A 17,538-nucleotide genomic window follows, 5' to 3' on the forward strand; every position below is an offset into this window, starting at 1 on the left:
ACAATAAAGTGAAACTTTAATCAGTGGAGGGGCTATTCCCCACTGATTATTAGCGCATACCAATTGTGTTTTTACGGGATAAAGCTACGATGGAGGGAGAAGATATGCTATGCCTGGTACAAGAAGTGGGATTGGAAAGATTCAAGCTTCGTTAAACGGTTTATCACCGAAATTGCGAAGTATTGCTGAACATATTTTAAAACATCCACAAGATGTTGTACATAAATCTATTACTGAATTAGCAGAAGTTACGAATAGTTCCGAGGCTACGATATTTCGCTTATGTAAACACCTTGGTTTGCAAGGGTTCCAAGATTTAAAGATTACATTAGCTCGTGAAATTGTCCATACACCGATGCAAAATATTCATGAAGAAGTATCAGCAGAAGACAGTATGGTAACTGTTGCTAAAAAAGTTTTTCATTCACATATTACAGGACTACAAGATACATTGCATTTGTTAAATGATACGGCATTAGAGCAAGCTGTAAAAGCTTTGCAAGAAGCAAATCGAATCGAGTTTTACGGAAATGGTGGTTCTGGTATTATTGCGATGGATGCATATCATAAATTTATGAGAACGGGTATTTCATGTATTGCTCATACTGATTCGCATTTTCAAATTATGGGAGCAGGTTTACTCTCGAAAAATTCAGTTGTTATCGGCATTTCTCATTCTGGTAGCAATAAAGGGTTACTGGAAGCGTTAGAAGTAGCGAAAGCAAGAGGAGCTAAAATTATTGCGATTACGAGCTATCAGAAATCGGCATTAAGTCAACTGGCTGATATTACATTATACACTTCAACACGTGAAACGGAATTCCGCACAGAAGCAAGTTCATCAAGATTAGCGCAGTTAAGTTTATTAGATACTTTGTACGTTGGGTTATCGTTACAACGCCAAGAAGAAACGTTGCAAAATTTACAAAGTATCCGTGAAACAATTTCGATGAAACGAATATAAAAAAGAGGCTGTCCCAAAAGGTGCTTTTTAGCCAAAATCGAATAAAAAGTGAAAGGCAGAAATGTTGATTTTATAACGTTTCTGCCTTTTCAATTTCATGTGATCTTACTTCGAAAGAGACTTATGAGACAGCCCCTTTTTTATTAGTGAATAGTTTATTTATTTTCTTGTAGAAATATGTGACTTACTTATAGCCAGTGATGACTCTCATTTAAAAAAATAAAAAACGATTTATACAACAATTCAAACATTGTTCATAATTTCACAATTTGTTTTTGAAGTGTCATGTTATGATGAACATGTAATGATGATTGAACACTTAAACTTGGCACAATGATTAGCCAAACTAGTGAAGACAGAAGTTATGAGATGAACTCATGAAAAATTCTAAAACACTAAAGGGGAGATCACATATGAAAGCAGTAGTAGTTAATAAAAATAGTAAAGCAAACATTGAAATTATTGAAAAGGAATTACGTCCGTTACACTCAGGTGAAGCGCTAGTAGATGTAGAGTATTGTGGAGTTTGTCATACTGATTTACACGTTGCAAATCATGATTTTGGAAACACAGATGGCCGTATTCTTGGTCATGAGGGTATAGGTATTGTGACGAAAATTGCTGATGATGTTACTTCACTAAAGGTGGGGGACCGTGTAAGTATTGCATGGATGTTCCAATCTTGTGGGCGTTGTGAATATTGCGTAACGGGTAGAGAAACATTTTGCCGTGAAGTGAAGAATGCTGGTTATTCAGTAGATGGTGGTATGGCTGAACAATGTATTGTTACAGCAGATTATGCGGTGAAAGTACCAGAAGGATTAGATCCTGCTCAAGCATCATCCATTACATGTGCGGGTGTAACTACATATAAAGCTATAAAAGTATCGGATATTAAACCTGGCCAACCTATCGTCATCTATGGTTGTGGTGGATTAGGTAACCTAGCTATTCAATATGCTAAAAACGTATTTGGTGCAAAGGTAATTGCAGTAGATATTAATGACGATAAATTAGCCTTAGCAAAAGAGGTTGGCGCTGATATGACTATCAATCCAATTTCTCAAGGTCCTGCTGATAAGATTGTTCAAGAAGAGTTTGGTGGTGCTTATGCAGCTGTAGTAACAGCCGTTTCTAAAGTAGCATTCAACTCAGCAGTAGATGCGGTACGTGCTTGTGGTAAAGTCGTTGCAGTAGGTTTACCAGTGGAAACGATGGATTTAAACATTCCACGACTTGTACTAGATGGAATTGAAGTAGTTGGTTCTTTAGTCGGTACTCGTAAAGACTTAGAAGAGGCATTCATGTTCGGTGCAGAAGGAAAAGTAGTGCCGGTCGTTCAAACTTGTTCTCTAGATAAAGTACAACATGTATTCGAAGAAATGGAACAAGGTAGAATTCAAGGACGTATGGTAATCGATTTTAAACACAATAATTGTGATTGCAATTCACTTTAAATATAAAAAGTATGAGTCTAGCTAAAGACATGTAAAAAAGTTAGGCGACAGAAAGAAGATGATCCCTGTTAAATGCAGGGATCATCTTCTTTGCATTTCACTACTATCAATATCGAGTAATGGGAAAGGATTAAAGGTTCACTTTATCTACAAACGAAAAAGAATCTTTACCTTTAACAAATTTTTTACGATCTGGAACGCTTTGAATTGCTACAACTTGCGTATCTCTTGCTTTCAGTGCATCTTGAATCCCGATTGTCATAAGCTTAATAAATAGAATCGTAATAAAGAATGAAGCAAGGGTGTAAAAAATAATCCACCATGAAAGATTCATTTCATTACGATTTAATCCAATAAGTCCTGCCCAATCATTAGATAGAGAAACAGGTTTCAGCACTCCGTCATAGAGTTCCCGCATTTGTATCCCGCCAATTACAATGTTAAGCAACGCTAAATGGATAACGAGTATGAGTGTTTGGACGATATGTTCCATAAATAATACAAATAAGCGGTCAAGTAATAAGACTCGTAAGTGTTTTTTCATAATATGAAAACGGCTAGCACCCAATAATTGTGAACTTAAAATGTAATCTCGTTTCATAAATTCATCAACCTCTGAGGATATATATAAAGAAAGTGTAGGCAGAGCGACGAAAATAAGTACGAGTACTTGATAAAACGTAAATGAAATATTTGGATTTAACCCATCAGCATTTGATGTGATTACAATATTAACGGGTGTGATGAGTATGAATGCGATAAATAAAGTTGGAATATAATAAAAAACTTCTGAGCATGCCTGGAAAAATCTCTTGAGTTTTGGAGCAAATAAACTTAAGAGGATTCCTATACATGTTCCGCATAAAATTCGAAAGAAGCTAATTGCCACGGCTAATAAAATAGTGAATTTTGCTCCTTCTATAATTTGTAAGAAAACAGACTCACCAAAACGATCAGATCCAAAAGGCGGAATTAACGATGGTGGAAAGGGGGCCTTTCCAAGTAATTCGTTATTGTCATTGTAAAGTAACTGTGGAGGTTTTGGGATGTTATCTTTAAAGAACCAACTATAAATAAAACTAGCTGAAATAAGTATGAATAAATAAGTGAAACCGATTAAAAAGCGTTTTGATTTCCAAATAGATTTCATAATGCTACTCCTTTCAAGTGCTTGTGCCATCTATTCATCATGAATGAGATTATTTGAAAAATAGTATAAAACGGTAAAATAATCATGACCAGTATGATAAATGCAGCGGGAGGTGAAATAAACGCCTTATTAAATAAAAATTGAATAATGCCATCCATATTAAAAACAAATTCTAAAATGAATAAATTAGAAAGTAAGAAAACAAAAATCGTTTTTAAATGGTGGAAGAAGTGGATAGATATATTTTTGAATAAATGAATGCGTAGTATATAACTTGATGAAAGGCCTTTTCCATAGGCAACTTCTACATAAGCTTTTCCATGTTCTTCTTTTATGTATAACACCATCATCCGAAACATTTGTAATGTAGGTAAGACCGCTAAAGATAAAATAGGGAGTAAATAAGCTCGATTTTCATTAAAAGAAATAATGGTGACAGGAGTTTCCCCGAATTTCTTAAGTAACCATATGAAAAATATTTGTAAACAAATCATCATCATCATATCAGGGACAGCTTCTAATATGAACACAATTCGATTTACCCATTTTTTTATATAATCTTTTGCTAAAAAATAAAAAAATGCCATGCTAGCTGATAGAAAGAGCGCAAGTAAAAAGGCTAAAAATAATACAGTAAATGAATATAGGTAAGGTTCTAAAACGGTTGGGAATAAGGGTGTTTTTTTGAAACTACCAAATTTCGGGTCTGATCCTATAACCACTAATGATTCAGGGGAGAAAACATCCTTTAACATAGTAACAATCTGATTAAAAAAAAGAATTGGTTGAAAGGTAAATCCGTTTTGAGTGATAAATAAATAAGGTAAATTTAATAATAGTAACAGTGATAAAAAAATGGATGAAAGCTTAATTGTGAATTGAGATATTTTATGTAACATTAAATCCCTCCGACATCTTTTTACAACATTATACAATAAAGTTCGAAATATTGTTTTATTTTTCTGAAAAATAAAAATATTATTAGGTTTTATCCTTTTCGGCAAGAAAACTCCATCTAATTTGTGTTATGGGTGAAACCCAACAATTTAGGTGAGATTGTTTCTTCTTTTAGGTTATGTGTGGGGAATTTAAAAAACTCCTAGGGATCAATGAATACCTAGGAGGGCACCTGCGTCATATAACAAATTTACAATTATGTTGTGTTTTTGTTTGAAATGCATATTGTTTCATATACATTGTAATCAATATATTTAAGTTTATAAGAGTTATACTTTTATCTAAACTCGTAACCAAAATAACCACTAAATCCAAATAGTACTATTGCGGCTGATTTAGATATCCATTTAATTAAGATTGGATTTAGAAAAATTCTAGTAAAATGAACAAAGCCTAAAAGATACCAACAGCTATTATGATAAATGTAGATGTACTTGCATTATCTAATGAAGAGACTAGAACCAGACCGAAGACCCCTATCCAAAATACAATATTAGCCGGTGATAGAGCAATCATAAAAGTTCTTCTATTTTATTCAATTACTATTCTTTTCAATTGTTTCAACAAAAAACAAGATTGTGGTGATTCTTTACATTACTTCTAGCGAGTTACAAAAGTATCTCTTTGTTGAAGTTCATTGCTTAAAACCCCATAAGATCCTTTACATGTTTAGCGTTCTGTTTAGATGTTAGTTTTTCAAGTAATAAAAATGCAACATCAAAAGCTGTACCTGGATTTGAAGATGTAATAATATTTCCATCTTGAACAATTAAATCATTTTGTACTTTTGCACCGAAATTCTTTAACTGCTCTTTTCGTTTACTCGTTGGATGACTGTATGTGGTAGCTTTTTTACCTATAAGAATTCCACTTTTACCAAGTGCTAATGATGCAACACAAATACTTGCAATAGGTTTCTGTTTGACATGAAAATGTTGAATAACATGTAAGAATTCTTTACTGTATGCATCCCGATAAAAACCAGCTTCTTCAAACCCTCCTGGAATAGCTAGTGCATCAAACTCATCCAATTGAATATTATCAACCGTTTTTTCGGGTATGATAGTAAAATTCCAAGTACAAGTTAATTTATCCCGAAGACCAACTGTTATGACCTCGGTTGACCCGTCTCCCTCCCACTTATTCCAACCTAGTACGTCTGTAAATACACTAGCTTCTACTGCTTCAAATCCGTCAGCTAATAATAATAAAATCTTTTTCATATAGTAAATCGCCTCCTAATATCCTTATTTTATATGGATATAAAAAGCTGATGAATAAGTTAAATAAGGATATTTAATTGTTTGGCTTTATTATGTAAAGAATTTAGATTATTATATTTTATAAAAAAAGGTTGGGTACTTTATGGATCAAATTGATAAAAAAATCTTAGGGTTATTACAGTCAAATGCAAAAATTTCAATGAAGGATTTAGCTGAAGTAGTTCACTTATCTTCTCCGTCAGTAACTGAGCGAGTAAGAAAGCTAGAGGCGCAACAAATTATTGAAGGTTACCATGCACATATTTCCCTAAAAAAAATTAACCGCCCAATTTCGGCACTTATTCTGTTTAAATCAACGAATTGTAAAGCGTTATCTAACTTTTGTTATAATCATCCGGATGTAATTGAGTGTTACAGAGTAGCGGGGGAAATTAGCTATATTGTCAAATTAGCAACTGATTCTGTAGAAAGTTTAGAACAATTTATTGATGATTCAATGCAATATGGTACGCCATCAACAAATATTGTATTATCTTCTCATGAAAAAAAGGTAATCGCTCCCTTTATTAGTGAAAAATAAAAATACATGCCTAATCAATTAACTATTACTTCCTTAATGTTTTTTTGAAAATAGCCCTTATTTTTCGGACTTGTATAAAAAATAAGGGTCTCTAATCATTTTTCTTATATTGTTTTTCAACACCTTTTTCATGCAAATGAGTAAAAAGTAAAGTTTGGAAGGACTATGTATGAATGTGTTGTTAATGAAAGAAAAATAGTGTGTTGCGTAACGAATATAACGTAACTTTACCGCCGGGGGGAATTTAAATTTAGTATGTAAGTGAAATGTCATGAGGGGAATTATATTTTATTATGAAAAAAATTTTCTTTTTAAAACTTGATTAAAGAAAAAATATTTTATATACTAATTCATGTAAACGGTTTACTAGATCATATTTTGCTAGAAACGAAGGGAAGATTCGCATGGAAACAAGGAGGAGAGTAATCGGGATTGATATCGGTACCACAAGTACAAAAACGGTTGTGTTCACAGAAAAAGGAAAAGTCGTTGCATCACATGCAGTAGATTATCCAATTATTCAACCGAACGTCGGATGGGCTGAGCAAGATCCCGATGTAATATGTGCTGCTGTTTATAAAACTGTAAGCGTTGCCATAGAAAAAAGTGACGTGTTACCAGAAGATATTTCTTCAATTGGTATTAGTACAGCAATGCACGCATTAATTGCAGTAGATGAAAAGGGTGTGCCGTTAACGCGCTCTATCATTTGGGCAGATAATCGTAGTACGAAACAAGCGGAAAAATTATTACAACATATGAATGGACATGAAATTTATAGACGTACAGGTACACCAATTCATCCAATGTCGCCACTATCTAAATTATTATGGATGAAAGAAGAGGAACCAAAATTATATAAAAGTGCTTATAAATTTATTTCTATTAAAGAGTATGTTATTTACCAATTGTTTTCACGCTACGTAGTTGATTATTCCATTGCTTCTGCTACAGGGTTATTCAATTTAGAAACGTTAAATTGGGATGTTGATGTGCTGGAAATGTTAAATATTTCTTCAGAACAATTATCAACCCCAGTACCAACTACATATATTTTATCGGGTATGAAACCGGAATTAGCACAAAAGATGGGTATTCGTGAAGATACTCCAGTTGTTATTGGTGCAAGTGATGGTGTTCTTGCGAATGTAGGCGTTGGGGCCATATCGCCTGGATCAGCTGCAATTACGATTGGAACAAGTGGTGCAGTTCGAACAATTTCATCTAATGTTAATACAGATGAAAAAGGAAGAACGTTTTGTTATGCATTAACAGACGAGCACTGGGTGATTGGCGGACCAACGAATAATGGTGGCATATTACTGAGATGGTTACGTGATGAATTTGGTAGCCCAGAACAAGAAGTTGCAAGAAAACTTGGCATTGATCCGTATGATTTATTAATTAAATATGCGGAAAGTGTACCAGCTGGAGCAGGTGGATTGCTATTTTTACCTTTCTTATCTGGAGAACGTGCACCTTACTGGAATGCAAATGCTCGTGGTACATTCTTCGGAATTAATCTTCAGCATAAACGAGAACATTTTATTCGTGCAGTCATGGAAGGGGTTTGTATGAGCGTATATTCTGTTGCACTCGCAATCAGGGATTGTACAGGGCCACTTACTGAAATACGCGTTTCAGGAGGATTTGCGAGATCTGCATTTTGGAGACAAATGTTATCCGATATGATGGGGAAAGAATTGCTTGTTCCTGAAAGTCATGAAGCATCTGCGCTTGGGGCAGCGGCAGTTGCTTTATATGCTGTAGGAAAAATTGATTCTCTTGAAGAGGTTAAGGATTGGATTGATATTGTTCATCACCATGTACCGAATAAAGAAAATACGGCTATATATTTAGAAATGTTTTATATGTATGAACGACTTTATAATCGCTTGAAAGAAGAATTTGATTGTATAGCTGCTTTCCAACGTAAACAATAGGGGGATTGGGAGAAATGGTAGTTGGAATCGTACTAGCGGCAGTTGTCATACTACTTTTACTTATTACGGTAGTAAAATGGCATCCGTTTGTCGCGTTAATTTTAACAGCAATTGGTGTAGGGCTAGCAATGGGAATGCCATTGATTGGAACTTCACCAAAAGATCCAGGGATTATTGATTCTATTAAACTAGGGCTTGGTAATACGTTAGGGTTTTTAGCGATAGTTTTAGCATTAGGAACGATGCTTGGAAAAATGATGGCCGAATCTGGCGGTGCTGAACGAATTGCTAACACATTAATTGATCGTTTTGGGAAGAAACGTGTTCACTGGGCAATGATGTTTGTTGCATTTTTAGTAGGGATTCCGGTATTTTTCCAAGTTGGATTTGTACTACTAATTCCATTGGTATTTACAATTGCATTAGAAACAGGGGTATCACTTATTACAATCGGTATTCCACTAGTAGCAGGATTATCCGTTGTACACGGACTAGTGCCACCGCATCCAGCAGCGATGGCAGCGGTAGGTATTTTTAAAGCAGATGTAGGGAAGACAATTTTATATGCGTTAATTGTCGGACTTCCAACTGCAATTATTTCAGGTCCACTTTATGGAAAATGGATTGGTGCTCGTATACATAAGGAAGTACCATTAGATATAGCGGAGCAATTTGTTGAAAAAGATAATAAAAAAGAGCTTCCTAGCTTTGGAAATACATTGTTTACAATTTTACTTCCAGTATTTCTTATGCTTGGTGCATCAATAGCGGAAGTTGCATTAAATAAAACGAGTCAACTAGCACAAGTATTACACTTTATTGGAGATCCGATTGTCGCTTTATTAATTGCAACCATTTACTCTTTCTTTAGTCTTGGATATGCAAAAGGTTTCTCAAAAGATAAAGTATTACAATTTACAAATGATTGCCTTGGTCCAATTGCAAACATATTGTTAGTGATTGGTGCAGGCGGCGCATTTAATAAAGTATTATTAGATTCTGGAATTGGAACGACAATTGCAGATATGGCGAAAGAATCGCATATTTCACCAATATTATTAGGGTGGGGAATTGCGGCACTAATTCGAATCGCAACTGGATCGGCAACTGTTTCTATGATGACAGCAGCTGGTATTGTTGCACCGATTGCAGCAAGTACACCAGGTGTAAATGTTGAATTGTTAGCACTTGCAACTGGTGCAGGATCATTAATTTTATCACACGTGAATGATTCAGGATTTTGGATGATTAAAGAGTATTTCGGAATGACTGTGAAAGAAACGTTATTAACATGGACTGCAATGGAGACTATACTATCTGTAGTAGCACTTGGACTCATTTCGTTATTAAATATATTTGTATAGAATGGGAGATTGATTAATATGAAACTAGGTTTAATCGGGTTAGGAAAAATGGGATTCCCATTAGCGGAACACTTATATGAAGACAAGCATGAAGTAGTTGTATATGACGTAAATAAAGAACTTGTTGAAAAAGCGGATAAATTAGGTATCACTGCTCGCCATTCATTAAAAGAAATGATTGCTGAACTAGAAGCTCCTCGTACAATTTGGGTAATGGTACCTGCAGGGGAAGTAGTTGAGTCAGTATTAAAAGAAGTTTATCCATTATTAGAGGAAGGCGATATCGTTATTGAAGGCGGGAATTCATTCTATAAAGATACGTTACGCCGTGCTGAAGAAGCGAAAAGCTTTGGTTTACATTACGTAGATATCGGTACATCAGGAGGTGTAGAAGGAGCTAGATACGGTGCTTGCTTAATGGTTGGTGGAGAAAAAGAAATTTACGATCAATTAGAACCTTTATTTAAAGATTTAGCAGTAGAGAATGGGTATTCTTATGCTGGCCGTGTTGGTAGTGGTCATTTCTTAAAAATGGTTCATAACGGTATTGAGTACGGCATGATGCAAGCAATCGCTGAAGGATTTGAAGTGTTAGATAAAAGTGATTTTGATTTCAATTATGAAGATGTTGCAAAAGTATGGGCGAACGGATCAGTTATCCGTGGTTGGTTAATGGACTTAACTGAAAAAGCATTTGCAGAAGATCCGAAACTAGATGGCATTAAAGGTGTAATGAACTCTTCAGGAGAAGGGAAATGGACTGTTGAAACTGCGCTTGAACTGCAAGCGGCAGCACCAGTAATCGCAATGTCATTATTTATGCGCTACCGTTCTCAAGAAGATGATACATTCCACGGAAAAGTAGTTTCAGCTCTTCGTAATCAGTTCGGTGGACATGAAGTTGTGAAAAAATAGGAAATGATTTTGAAAAGAAACTTGTGTATAAGCGCAAGTTTCTTTTTTTTATAGTGTAAGAAATCTCTAATTTATAAATACCAATCAATCATTGTTTTTTTATCACATATGATGGCTTCAATATGTATTGATTGAACAATGTGCTCTATATTTTCGTCTTTCGCTAATAAAAAAGTTGTAAAGGAATCAAACATACTCATGAATGCATAATCCATGTTTTCATCAGTAATAATGAACTCACTACAGAAAAGGTTCCAAATATTTAAAGGGGTTGTATCATGTATCTGTAATGATTTGTTTGTAGCAAAGATTGGTTCAGAGAAATATAGATTTTTTGCACCTTTCGAACCAAGGAGTTTTAGTAAATTCTGTAATAAAAATATAGATGTATAATCTTCCGTTGGATAATAAAGGTCTTGTTTAAAGTTTGAATGTAGCTTTTTAGCTAAGTCATCTCTTTTATATTCTTCTGAAAAGGCATTACTGGAAGTTAACATGGCTATTGCTAGTTCTGTGTATGAATTTAGTCCACTATAAGACATTATTTCCTTCCAAGAAACGGATTTCCCATTTTGAATGATTTCTTCAGCACTTGGATATATGTGCTCGTAAGGTCTTTTTCTTACTGAGTTTTCCCACCCTAAAGGCATTTGGACAAAAGGATGAAGTAATATAGCAGCAGACTTAAAGTTGCTTGGTAGTTGTTCTAAAATGGGTGATTTGTCATCTAGCCAAATGTAATCCAACAAAATACAACCTCCTCGTAAACTATGTGTAATATACTGAGTTTCTTGTTAATTACTATATATTCATTTTGTACTGATTGTATCAAATATATAGTGAAGCATGAAATATGTCCCAACATAAAAATAAGAATAAATAAAATGAAGTTTTCATAAATAGTAAAAGGATGGTTATGTCATCAGTGTAGCTAAGAAATGATGTTACATATGAAAAGAGCGTGTTAATAAAATATGAGGTGGTTAAATGGGAAATGAGCAAGTGAAGTCTGTAAAGGAAGAAAAAAAGTTATGTCTTTGTATGATTGTTAAAAACGAGTCTAGGATTATGGAAAGATGTTTAAATGCTACGAAATCAATTGTAGATTTTGTTTCTATTTGTGATACTGGATCGACGGATAATACACCTGAAATTATTGAAAATTGGTGTAAGGAAAATGAGATACCTGGGACGGTTCATCATGAGCCGTTTCAAAACTTTGGTTATAACAGAAGTTTAGCTGTTTCGTTGGCACAAAAAACATATCCAGAAGCAGATTATTTATTAATATTAGATGCGGATATGATTTTAGAGGTTGATCCGAATTTCGATAAAACGAGCTTAACGGAAGATCATTATCTTACATTGCAATATGATGTTCATATTAAATATTGGCTTACACGTCTGTTAAAAGCTTCTTTACCATGGAAATCAGTCGGTGTTACTCATGAGTATTGGGATATAGATCGTTCCAAAGTTGGAGAGAATTACAATACGAGAGTAGCTAGACTGGAGACGCTTGTCGTTAATGACCCTGGTGATGGTGGGAGTAAAGCGGATAAATTTGAAAGAGATGAGAGGCTGTTGTTACAAGGATTGAGTGATCCAGAAACTACGCCAGATTTGCATATAAGATATTTATTTTATTTAGCCCAAACTTATTTTCATTTAAGCCAATTTGAAGATTCGATTAAATGGTATAAAAAACGAGTGGAAGCAGGAGGATGGGTTGAAGAGGTGTTCTATTCGTTGTTGCGAATAGGGTTTTGTTATGAACAATTAGCAAACCGTGCAGCAAATAAACAACATGAAGTAACAGAAGCAGATGAAATGGAAAATGCTAAGACGCAAGAAGAGCAATATTCAGCGCTAGCTATTTTTTATTTTCAAAAAGCGTGGGAATATAGACCAACTCGGGCTGAGCCGTTATATCAACTTGCAAGAATGTATCGATTAAAATCTCAAAATAATATTGCTTTGATGTATGCCCTGCAAGGGAAGGAAATTCCTTTTCCAAAAGATGATCTTCTATTTGTAGATTATCATGTGTATGATTACTTATTTGACTATGAAATTTCTATAAGTGCATTTTATATACCACATAAAAAACATTTAGGTGCAGTGTCACAAAAATTTTTGGAATCGAAAAAAGAAGAGCTACCGTTGCATATAGCAAATATGGTAGAAAGTAATGCGAAATTTTATTGAATACAATTTCGGTTAAAGGAGTAGTGGAGTAATAATGGAATTAATACGATGGGCGCTAGAGCTAGGAGAATCTGTGCATGGAAATACGTATGAAGAATTGTTGCCACTACTAGATTATTATTATGATCGTGATCATTTAAAAGCGTATTATATCGCAAATCTTCTGTTAAACATGGACGTATCAGATGAACATCAGCAAAGAATCGAATTAAGAAGGTGCATTGCTGCTTATTATGCTGGACTATATAAAGTAGCAAAAAAACATGCGAAGGATCTTTTACTGAAATATCCGGATGTGGATTTATATAAGAATAATTTAAGGCTAATGGAAGCTTATTTGAATAAAGAATATGATTATTGTTTGTTTATATGCCCAAAGACGTATGGTAGTTTTATAGATGTTGCGCGAGCTTTGAAATGGCGATTGGAGCAAGAGGGAAATACAGCAATCATATCAGAAACAATACTCGAAAATGTGGGGAATACAATTGTTTTTGGAGCGCATACATATGCACATAGCCCACATCTCCTTCCGAAAAATGCAATTATTTATAATTTAGAACAGCTATATGAAGGAAGCCCTTATGCGCATCCTCTTTATTTAATGTTATTAAAAGATAAGGAAATTTGGGATTATAGTAAACAAAATATAGAATGGTTAAAACAAAGAGGAGTAGGAAAAGAAATAAAACATGTAGGCATGAACTATGCACCAACTTTAGAAATAAAAAAAGATGCATTTGATGAAGAATTAACTGAAGACATTGATATACTGTTTATAGGTGCTCTTAACCCAAGACGGCAAGCTATATTGGATCAATTAAAAGTCGTTGCCCCGAATTTAAATATTGTTTTTAAAAATAATGCGTGGGGAATTGTTAGAAATGAGTTAATTGCCAGATCTAAAATTATATTAAATATCCACTTTTACTTATCTGGTATTCTTGAAACTCCTCGAGTTTCTTATGCAGTGGCAAATAAGAAATTTATTATTTCGGAAAATAGCAACCCAGAGGACGAAATAGATTGGCCGGGAATTGTATTTACTCCGTATGAAAAAATAATAGAAAATATTATGAAATATGTAGAATTGCCAGAAGAACGTATCAAATTAGCAGAAAAAGCGTATAACCATTTTGAAGCTAAAAGAAGCAATGGCATACTGAGCAATAAAGAGAAAGAAAAGTAAATGTGAAAAACTCATACTTTCGTATGAGTTCTTTTTTCGTCTATCATACTATTTTATTAAGCTAGTTCCCTCTTTATATTGTGTTTTGTATAGAAATTTCTGATAATATATAAGTATAACTTGAAAACAAAGGGGAGAAATGATGATGAAACTAGTTGTTATTAACGGTACACCAAGAAAATTCGGTAGAACTCGTGTGGTGGCAAAATATATTGCTGACCAATTTGAAGGGGAGTTATTCGATTTAGCAGTAGAAGAACTACCTTTATATAATGGGGAAGAATCACAACGTGAATTAGAAGCGGTAAAAAAATTAAAGGCGTTAGTGAAAAATGCAGACGGCGTAGTGCTATGTACACCTGAATATCATAATGCAATGAGTGGGGCGTTGAAAAATTCGCTAGATTACTTAAGTAGTAGTGAATTTGTTCATAAACCTGTCGCATTACTTGCAGTTGCAGGAGGCGGTAAAGGTGGAATTAACGCATTAAACAGTATGCGTACTGTTGCTAGAGGGGTATACGCCAATGCTATCCCAAAACAAGTTGTGCTTGATGGACTTCATGTACAAGACGGTGAACTGGGAGAAGATGCAAAACCATTAATTCATGATTTAGTTAAAGAATTAAAAGCATATATGGGTGTATATAAAGAGGTGAAAAAGCAACTAGGGGTTGAGTGATATGTCATCTCTTTATAAAGATTCACGCTTGTATTTCATTCTAGGGGCCAATAGTCTATCAGCTATTGGTTCCGGTATTGTAATGATAACGATTCCATGGTTGTTAATTAAAGAGAGTGGAGGAGAGACAACGTTTGGTTATGTTTCCATCATCTCAACACTGATTATGTTTTTGTTAACTCCGTTTATCGGGCAAAGTATTGATCGTTTTTCAAGAAAATCTTTATTATTATGTAATGAAGGTATTGGGATAGCCGTAATCGGAATAATGGCTATATGGGGATTTGCTGGGCAACCTTATCATTCTATTCATTATATTCTAATATATATAGCAGGGTCATTTTACTATTTATTATTTTATCCTACAATATTTGCGTTCAACCAAGAGATATTTCAAGCAGAACATTATAAAAATTTAAGCGGAACAATGGAGATACAAGGACAGTTAACGCAAGTTATTTCAGGAGCCGCTGCTAGCTTCCTTATTGAAATCATTTCTTTAAGATGGATCTTGTTAGTAGATATGTTAACTTTTGCAGGTGCATTTTTCCTTTTCTTATGTATACCGTACGTAAAGAAAAAGGAAGTGAAAAGGAAAGTAACATTTAAGAAGCAATTGTTCGAAGGAATTCACTTTATGAAAAAATATCCTAAACTCTTTTGGTTCTTACTTGCTACTTATATGCCATTTATAGGTGTCATGATGGCAAATTATTTAATACCGGTTTATATTTCGGATATACTCAAAGCTAATGCCTCTGTATACGCAATAGAGGGCATGATGTACGGTGTCGGAGCGGTTGTTGCAGGGATCTGTATTCCACTCATAATGAAATATGTCAAAACAGAAGTTTCAATCGTTATGACGATGTGCATTTATGTAATTTCAATTACCGCAATGATTATTGAACCTTCCGTAATGTTGTTATATGGACTAGCGATTTTTCATGCGATTGGAAATGCGGGGACAAGAGTGGCGAGAAATGTATTGATGATGGAGGAAATCCCAAACGAAGTAATGGGACGTGTTGACAGCTTATTTCGATTAATTGGTACAGGAATAAGAATTGTATTATTAATGCTGTTTACAGCTGGTGTATCTAAAGCTGGGGTAATGCTGCCGTTTTACGTATTAAGCTGCATATTAATCTTCTCATTAGGTATCGCTATTTATTATGTACTATCACAACGTAAAGTAAGAACGAACATTTCTAATAAATCAATCATATAAAAAATACTTCTGCCTTCCTATCTTTTTCTATATAATTAAAAAGAAAGGGAGTGCAAACGTATATATGAACAAATGGATATTACTTATAATCTTATTATTACCACCACTATACATTCTTTATATGACCTTTCGAATGAAGAAAGTTGCTCGTGAAAAGTTGAGCCATCACTCTCCGTACGTTCTTATATTAGGTGCAAAGTTATTTGGAGATAGACCGTCTTTATCTCTTCAAAACCGTTTGGATGTAGCATTGGAATATTTAGTTTCTCATCCTGAAGCGAAAGTAATTGTTTCAGGTGGTCAAGGAGAAGATGAAGATATACCGGAAGCTCATAGTATGAGGAACTATTTAATGGTACATGGTATAGATGAGAGTCGTATTTTAATAGAAGATCAATCTACAAATACGTATGAGAATTTAAAGTTTAGTATAGATTTATATGATGTGAAACATGCGGTAGTTGTAAGCAATACGTATCATTTATATAGAACGAAAATAATTGCGAAGCGTTTAGGCATGAGGATGGAGGCACTAGCTGCTGAAACGCCAATGCGCTCTAAGAGAAAAATGTATGTCCGTGAATATGCCGCTATAATGAAAACAATATTGTTAGACCGTTAGAGCTCAAGTGTGAGCTCTTTTTTTGTTGAATAATGCGTATCATTTGAAATGAATTCCATATTCCATCAAAATAAAGGAAACAACGATAAAGGAGTTGTATTTGTGATTCAGTTTAATCAAGTGTCAAAATCATATGAAGGTGGCACAAAAGCAGTGGATTCATTGCATTTAGAAATTAAAAAGGGAGAATTTTTTGTCCTTATTGGTCCGAGTGGTTGTGGGAAAACAACGACAATGAAAATGATTAATCGTTTAATTGAAACGACAGAAGGCTCAATCTTAATCGATGGAAAAGATATTCAAGAATACAATATTAATGAATTACGCTGGGATATAGGGTACGTGTTGCAGCAAATCGCTTTGTTTCCGCATATGACAATTGCTGAAAATATTGCAGTTGTTCCTGAAATGAGAAAGTGGAGCAAAGAAAAAATAAAAGCTCGTGTCGATGAGTTGCTCCAGATGGTCGGGCTAGATCCAGACGTATATCGCGATCGCATGCCTGATGAATTATCAGGTGGGCAAAAGCAGCGTATTGGTGTTGTACGGGCATTAGCCGCAAATCCGAAAATCGTTCTTATGGATGAACCATTTAGTGCGCTAGATCCATTAAGTAGAGAACAGCTTCAGAAGGATATCGTACAATTGCAAAAGAAGATTCAAAAAACAATTGTATTCGTAACACATGATATGCAAGAAGCATTATCACTTGGAGATCGCATTTGTATTATGAAAGAGGGAAAAATTGTTCAATTAGATACGCCAGAAGAAATTATACATAACCCAAAAAATGAATTTGTAGAAGAGTTCATTGGAAATCGTGGGCGACCTTGGTATGAGGGGAAAAGTATAGAAGATGTATTGCCACTTGATGAAAGTATGCGGATAGAAGGGGAAGCACTATCATTACATTCTTCTTTACAAGAAGCATTAGTTCGCCTGCGAGCTGATGAAGTCGTTCCAGTTGAAGAAAATGGTCGATATGTTGGAGCTTTAACAAGTCGTCATATTGTCAATTATATTGTTGAACAAATGAAGGAAAGAGGCTAAACA

At 34.5% G+C, this 17,538-nt stretch carries 16 protein-coding genes and 1 pseudogene; 12 read left to right on the plus strand and 5 right to left on the minus strand.

What is annotated here, in order from left to right; translation table 11 throughout:
- The first annotated feature begins 109 nt into the window (after nucleotides 1–109).
- Both PDQ68_RS01530 and adhP read left to right on the plus strand, forming a co-directional pair.
- Nucleotides 110–964 carry a MurR/RpiR family transcriptional regulator gene (locus PDQ68_RS01530; protein WP_001119639.1) on the plus strand — a complete coding sequence of 285 codons (855 nt, stop codon included), beginning with the start codon at nucleotides 110–112 and terminating at the stop codon, nucleotides 962–964.
- A 413-nt stretch (nucleotides 965–1,377) separates the two neighbouring features.
- Nucleotides 1,378–2,421 (plus strand): alcohol dehydrogenase AdhP, encoded by a 1,044-nt coding sequence (adhP, locus tag PDQ68_RS01535; protein WP_000649103.1) that lies wholly within the window; start codon nucleotides 1,378–1,380, stop codon nucleotides 2,419–2,421.
- A gap of 130 nt (nucleotides 2,422–2,551) precedes the next feature.
- On the opposite strand, the gene PDQ68_RS01540 is transcribed toward adhP, so the two are convergent.
- The 4 genes and pseudogenes from PDQ68_RS01540 to PDQ68_RS01555 all read right to left on the minus strand — a co-directional run bounded on the left by PDQ68_RS01540 (nucleotide 2,552) and on the right by PDQ68_RS01555 (nucleotide 5,751).
- Nucleotides 2,552–3,571, minus strand: a complete 1,020-nt coding sequence (locus PDQ68_RS01540; protein WP_000836561.1) for an ABC transporter permease — start codon at nucleotides 3,569–3,571, stop codon at nucleotides 2,552–2,554.
- Nucleotides 3,568–4,470 (minus strand): ABC transporter permease subunit, encoded by a 903-nt coding sequence (locus PDQ68_RS01545; protein ID WP_049112871.1) that lies wholly within the window; start codon nucleotides 4,468–4,470, stop codon nucleotides 3,568–3,570. Before PDQ68_RS01545 ends, PDQ68_RS01540 begins: the two co-directional genes overlap by 4 nt.
- A 335-nt stretch (nucleotides 4,471–4,805) precedes the next feature.
- Nucleotides 4,806–5,047 (minus strand): annotated as a pseudogene (locus PDQ68_RS01550) (LysE family translocator); the annotation flags it as partial.
- 122 nt (nucleotides 5,048–5,169) lie between these two features.
- Complete coding sequence (locus PDQ68_RS01555; protein WP_000722332.1) at nucleotides 5,170–5,751, minus strand: DJ-1/PfpI family protein; 582 nt, start codon at nucleotides 5,749–5,751, stop codon at nucleotides 5,170–5,172.
- Nucleotides 5,752–5,893: 142 nt separating this feature from the next.
- Here PDQ68_RS01555 and PDQ68_RS01560 point away from each other — a divergent pair, with 142 nt between their 5' ends.
- From PDQ68_RS01560 to gnd, 4 genes are all read left to right on the plus strand, one after another.
- The gene (locus PDQ68_RS01560; RefSeq protein WP_049112869.1) at nucleotides 5,894–6,331 is read left to right on the plus strand and encodes an Lrp/AsnC family transcriptional regulator; all 438 of its coding nucleotides are present in this window, start codon (nucleotides 5,894–5,896) and stop codon (nucleotides 6,329–6,331) included.
- 404 nt (nucleotides 6,332–6,735) lie between these two features.
- On the plus strand, nucleotides 6,736–8,274 hold the full coding sequence (gene gntK, locus PDQ68_RS01565) for a gluconokinase (RefSeq protein ID WP_061183509.1): 1,539 nt from the start codon (nucleotides 6,736–6,738) through the stop codon (nucleotides 8,272–8,274).
- Nucleotides 8,275–8,288: 14 nt separating this feature from the next.
- On the plus strand, nucleotides 8,289–9,638 hold the full coding sequence (locus PDQ68_RS01570; RefSeq protein ID WP_000260196.1) for a GntP family permease: 1,350 nt from the start codon (nucleotides 8,289–8,291) through the stop codon (nucleotides 9,636–9,638).
- Nucleotides 9,639–9,656: 18 nt separating this feature from the next.
- On the plus strand, nucleotides 9,657–10,553 hold the full coding sequence (gene gnd / locus PDQ68_RS01575) for a phosphogluconate dehydrogenase (NAD(+)-dependent, decarboxylating) (RefSeq protein ID WP_000765989.1): 897 nt from the start codon (nucleotides 9,657–9,659) through the stop codon (nucleotides 10,551–10,553).
- 71 nt (nucleotides 10,554–10,624) lie between these two features.
- On the opposite strand, the gene PDQ68_RS01580 is transcribed toward gnd, so the two are convergent.
- Nucleotides 10,625–11,332: a DUF2711 family protein gene (locus PDQ68_RS01580; RefSeq protein WP_229144474.1), complete on the minus strand. Its 708-nt coding sequence runs from the start codon at nucleotides 11,330–11,332 to the stop codon at nucleotides 10,625–10,627.
- 208 nt (nucleotides 11,333–11,540) lie between these two features.
- Between PDQ68_RS01580 and PDQ68_RS01585 the strand changes: the two genes are divergently transcribed.
- From PDQ68_RS01585 to PDQ68_RS01610, 6 genes are all read left to right on the plus strand, one after another.
- Nucleotides 11,541–12,761: a tetratricopeptide repeat-containing glycosyltransferase gene (locus tag PDQ68_RS01585; protein ID WP_061183511.1), complete on the plus strand. Its 1,221-nt coding sequence runs from the start codon at nucleotides 11,541–11,543 to the stop codon at nucleotides 12,759–12,761.
- A 34-nt stretch (nucleotides 12,762–12,795) separates the two neighbouring features.
- On the plus strand, nucleotides 12,796–13,950 hold the full coding sequence (locus PDQ68_RS01590; RefSeq protein WP_061183512.1) for a CgeB family protein: 1,155 nt from the start codon (nucleotides 12,796–12,798) through the stop codon (nucleotides 13,948–13,950).
- A 145-nt stretch (nucleotides 13,951–14,095) separates the two neighbouring features.
- Complete coding sequence (locus PDQ68_RS01595) at nucleotides 14,096–14,632, plus strand: NADPH-dependent FMN reductase (RefSeq protein WP_014893779.1); 537 nt, start codon at nucleotides 14,096–14,098, stop codon at nucleotides 14,630–14,632.
- Nucleotide 14,633: 1 nt separating this feature from the next.
- Nucleotides 14,634–15,863 (plus strand): MFS transporter, encoded by a 1,230-nt coding sequence (locus PDQ68_RS01600; RefSeq protein WP_000097176.1) that lies wholly within the window; start codon nucleotides 14,634–14,636, stop codon nucleotides 15,861–15,863.
- Nucleotides 15,864–15,927: 64 nt separating this feature from the next.
- Nucleotides 15,928–16,485 carry a YdcF family protein gene (locus PDQ68_RS01605; protein WP_001045793.1) on the plus strand — a complete coding sequence of 186 codons (558 nt, stop codon included), beginning with the start codon at nucleotides 15,928–15,930 and terminating at the stop codon, nucleotides 16,483–16,485.
- 102 nt (nucleotides 16,486–16,587) lie between these two features.
- Nucleotides 16,588–17,535, plus strand: a complete 948-nt coding sequence (locus PDQ68_RS01610; protein ID WP_061183513.1) for an ABC transporter ATP-binding protein — start codon at nucleotides 16,588–16,590, stop codon at nucleotides 17,533–17,535.
- The last annotated feature ends 3 nt before the right edge of the window (nucleotides 17,536–17,538 follow it).

Origin of the sequence: Bacillus cereus group sp. Bc010 (genome assembly GCF_027716745.1) — a bacterium.
GTDB classification, from domain to species: Bacteria; Bacillota; Bacilli; order Bacillales; family Bacillaceae_G; genus Bacillus_A; species Bacillus_A pacificus.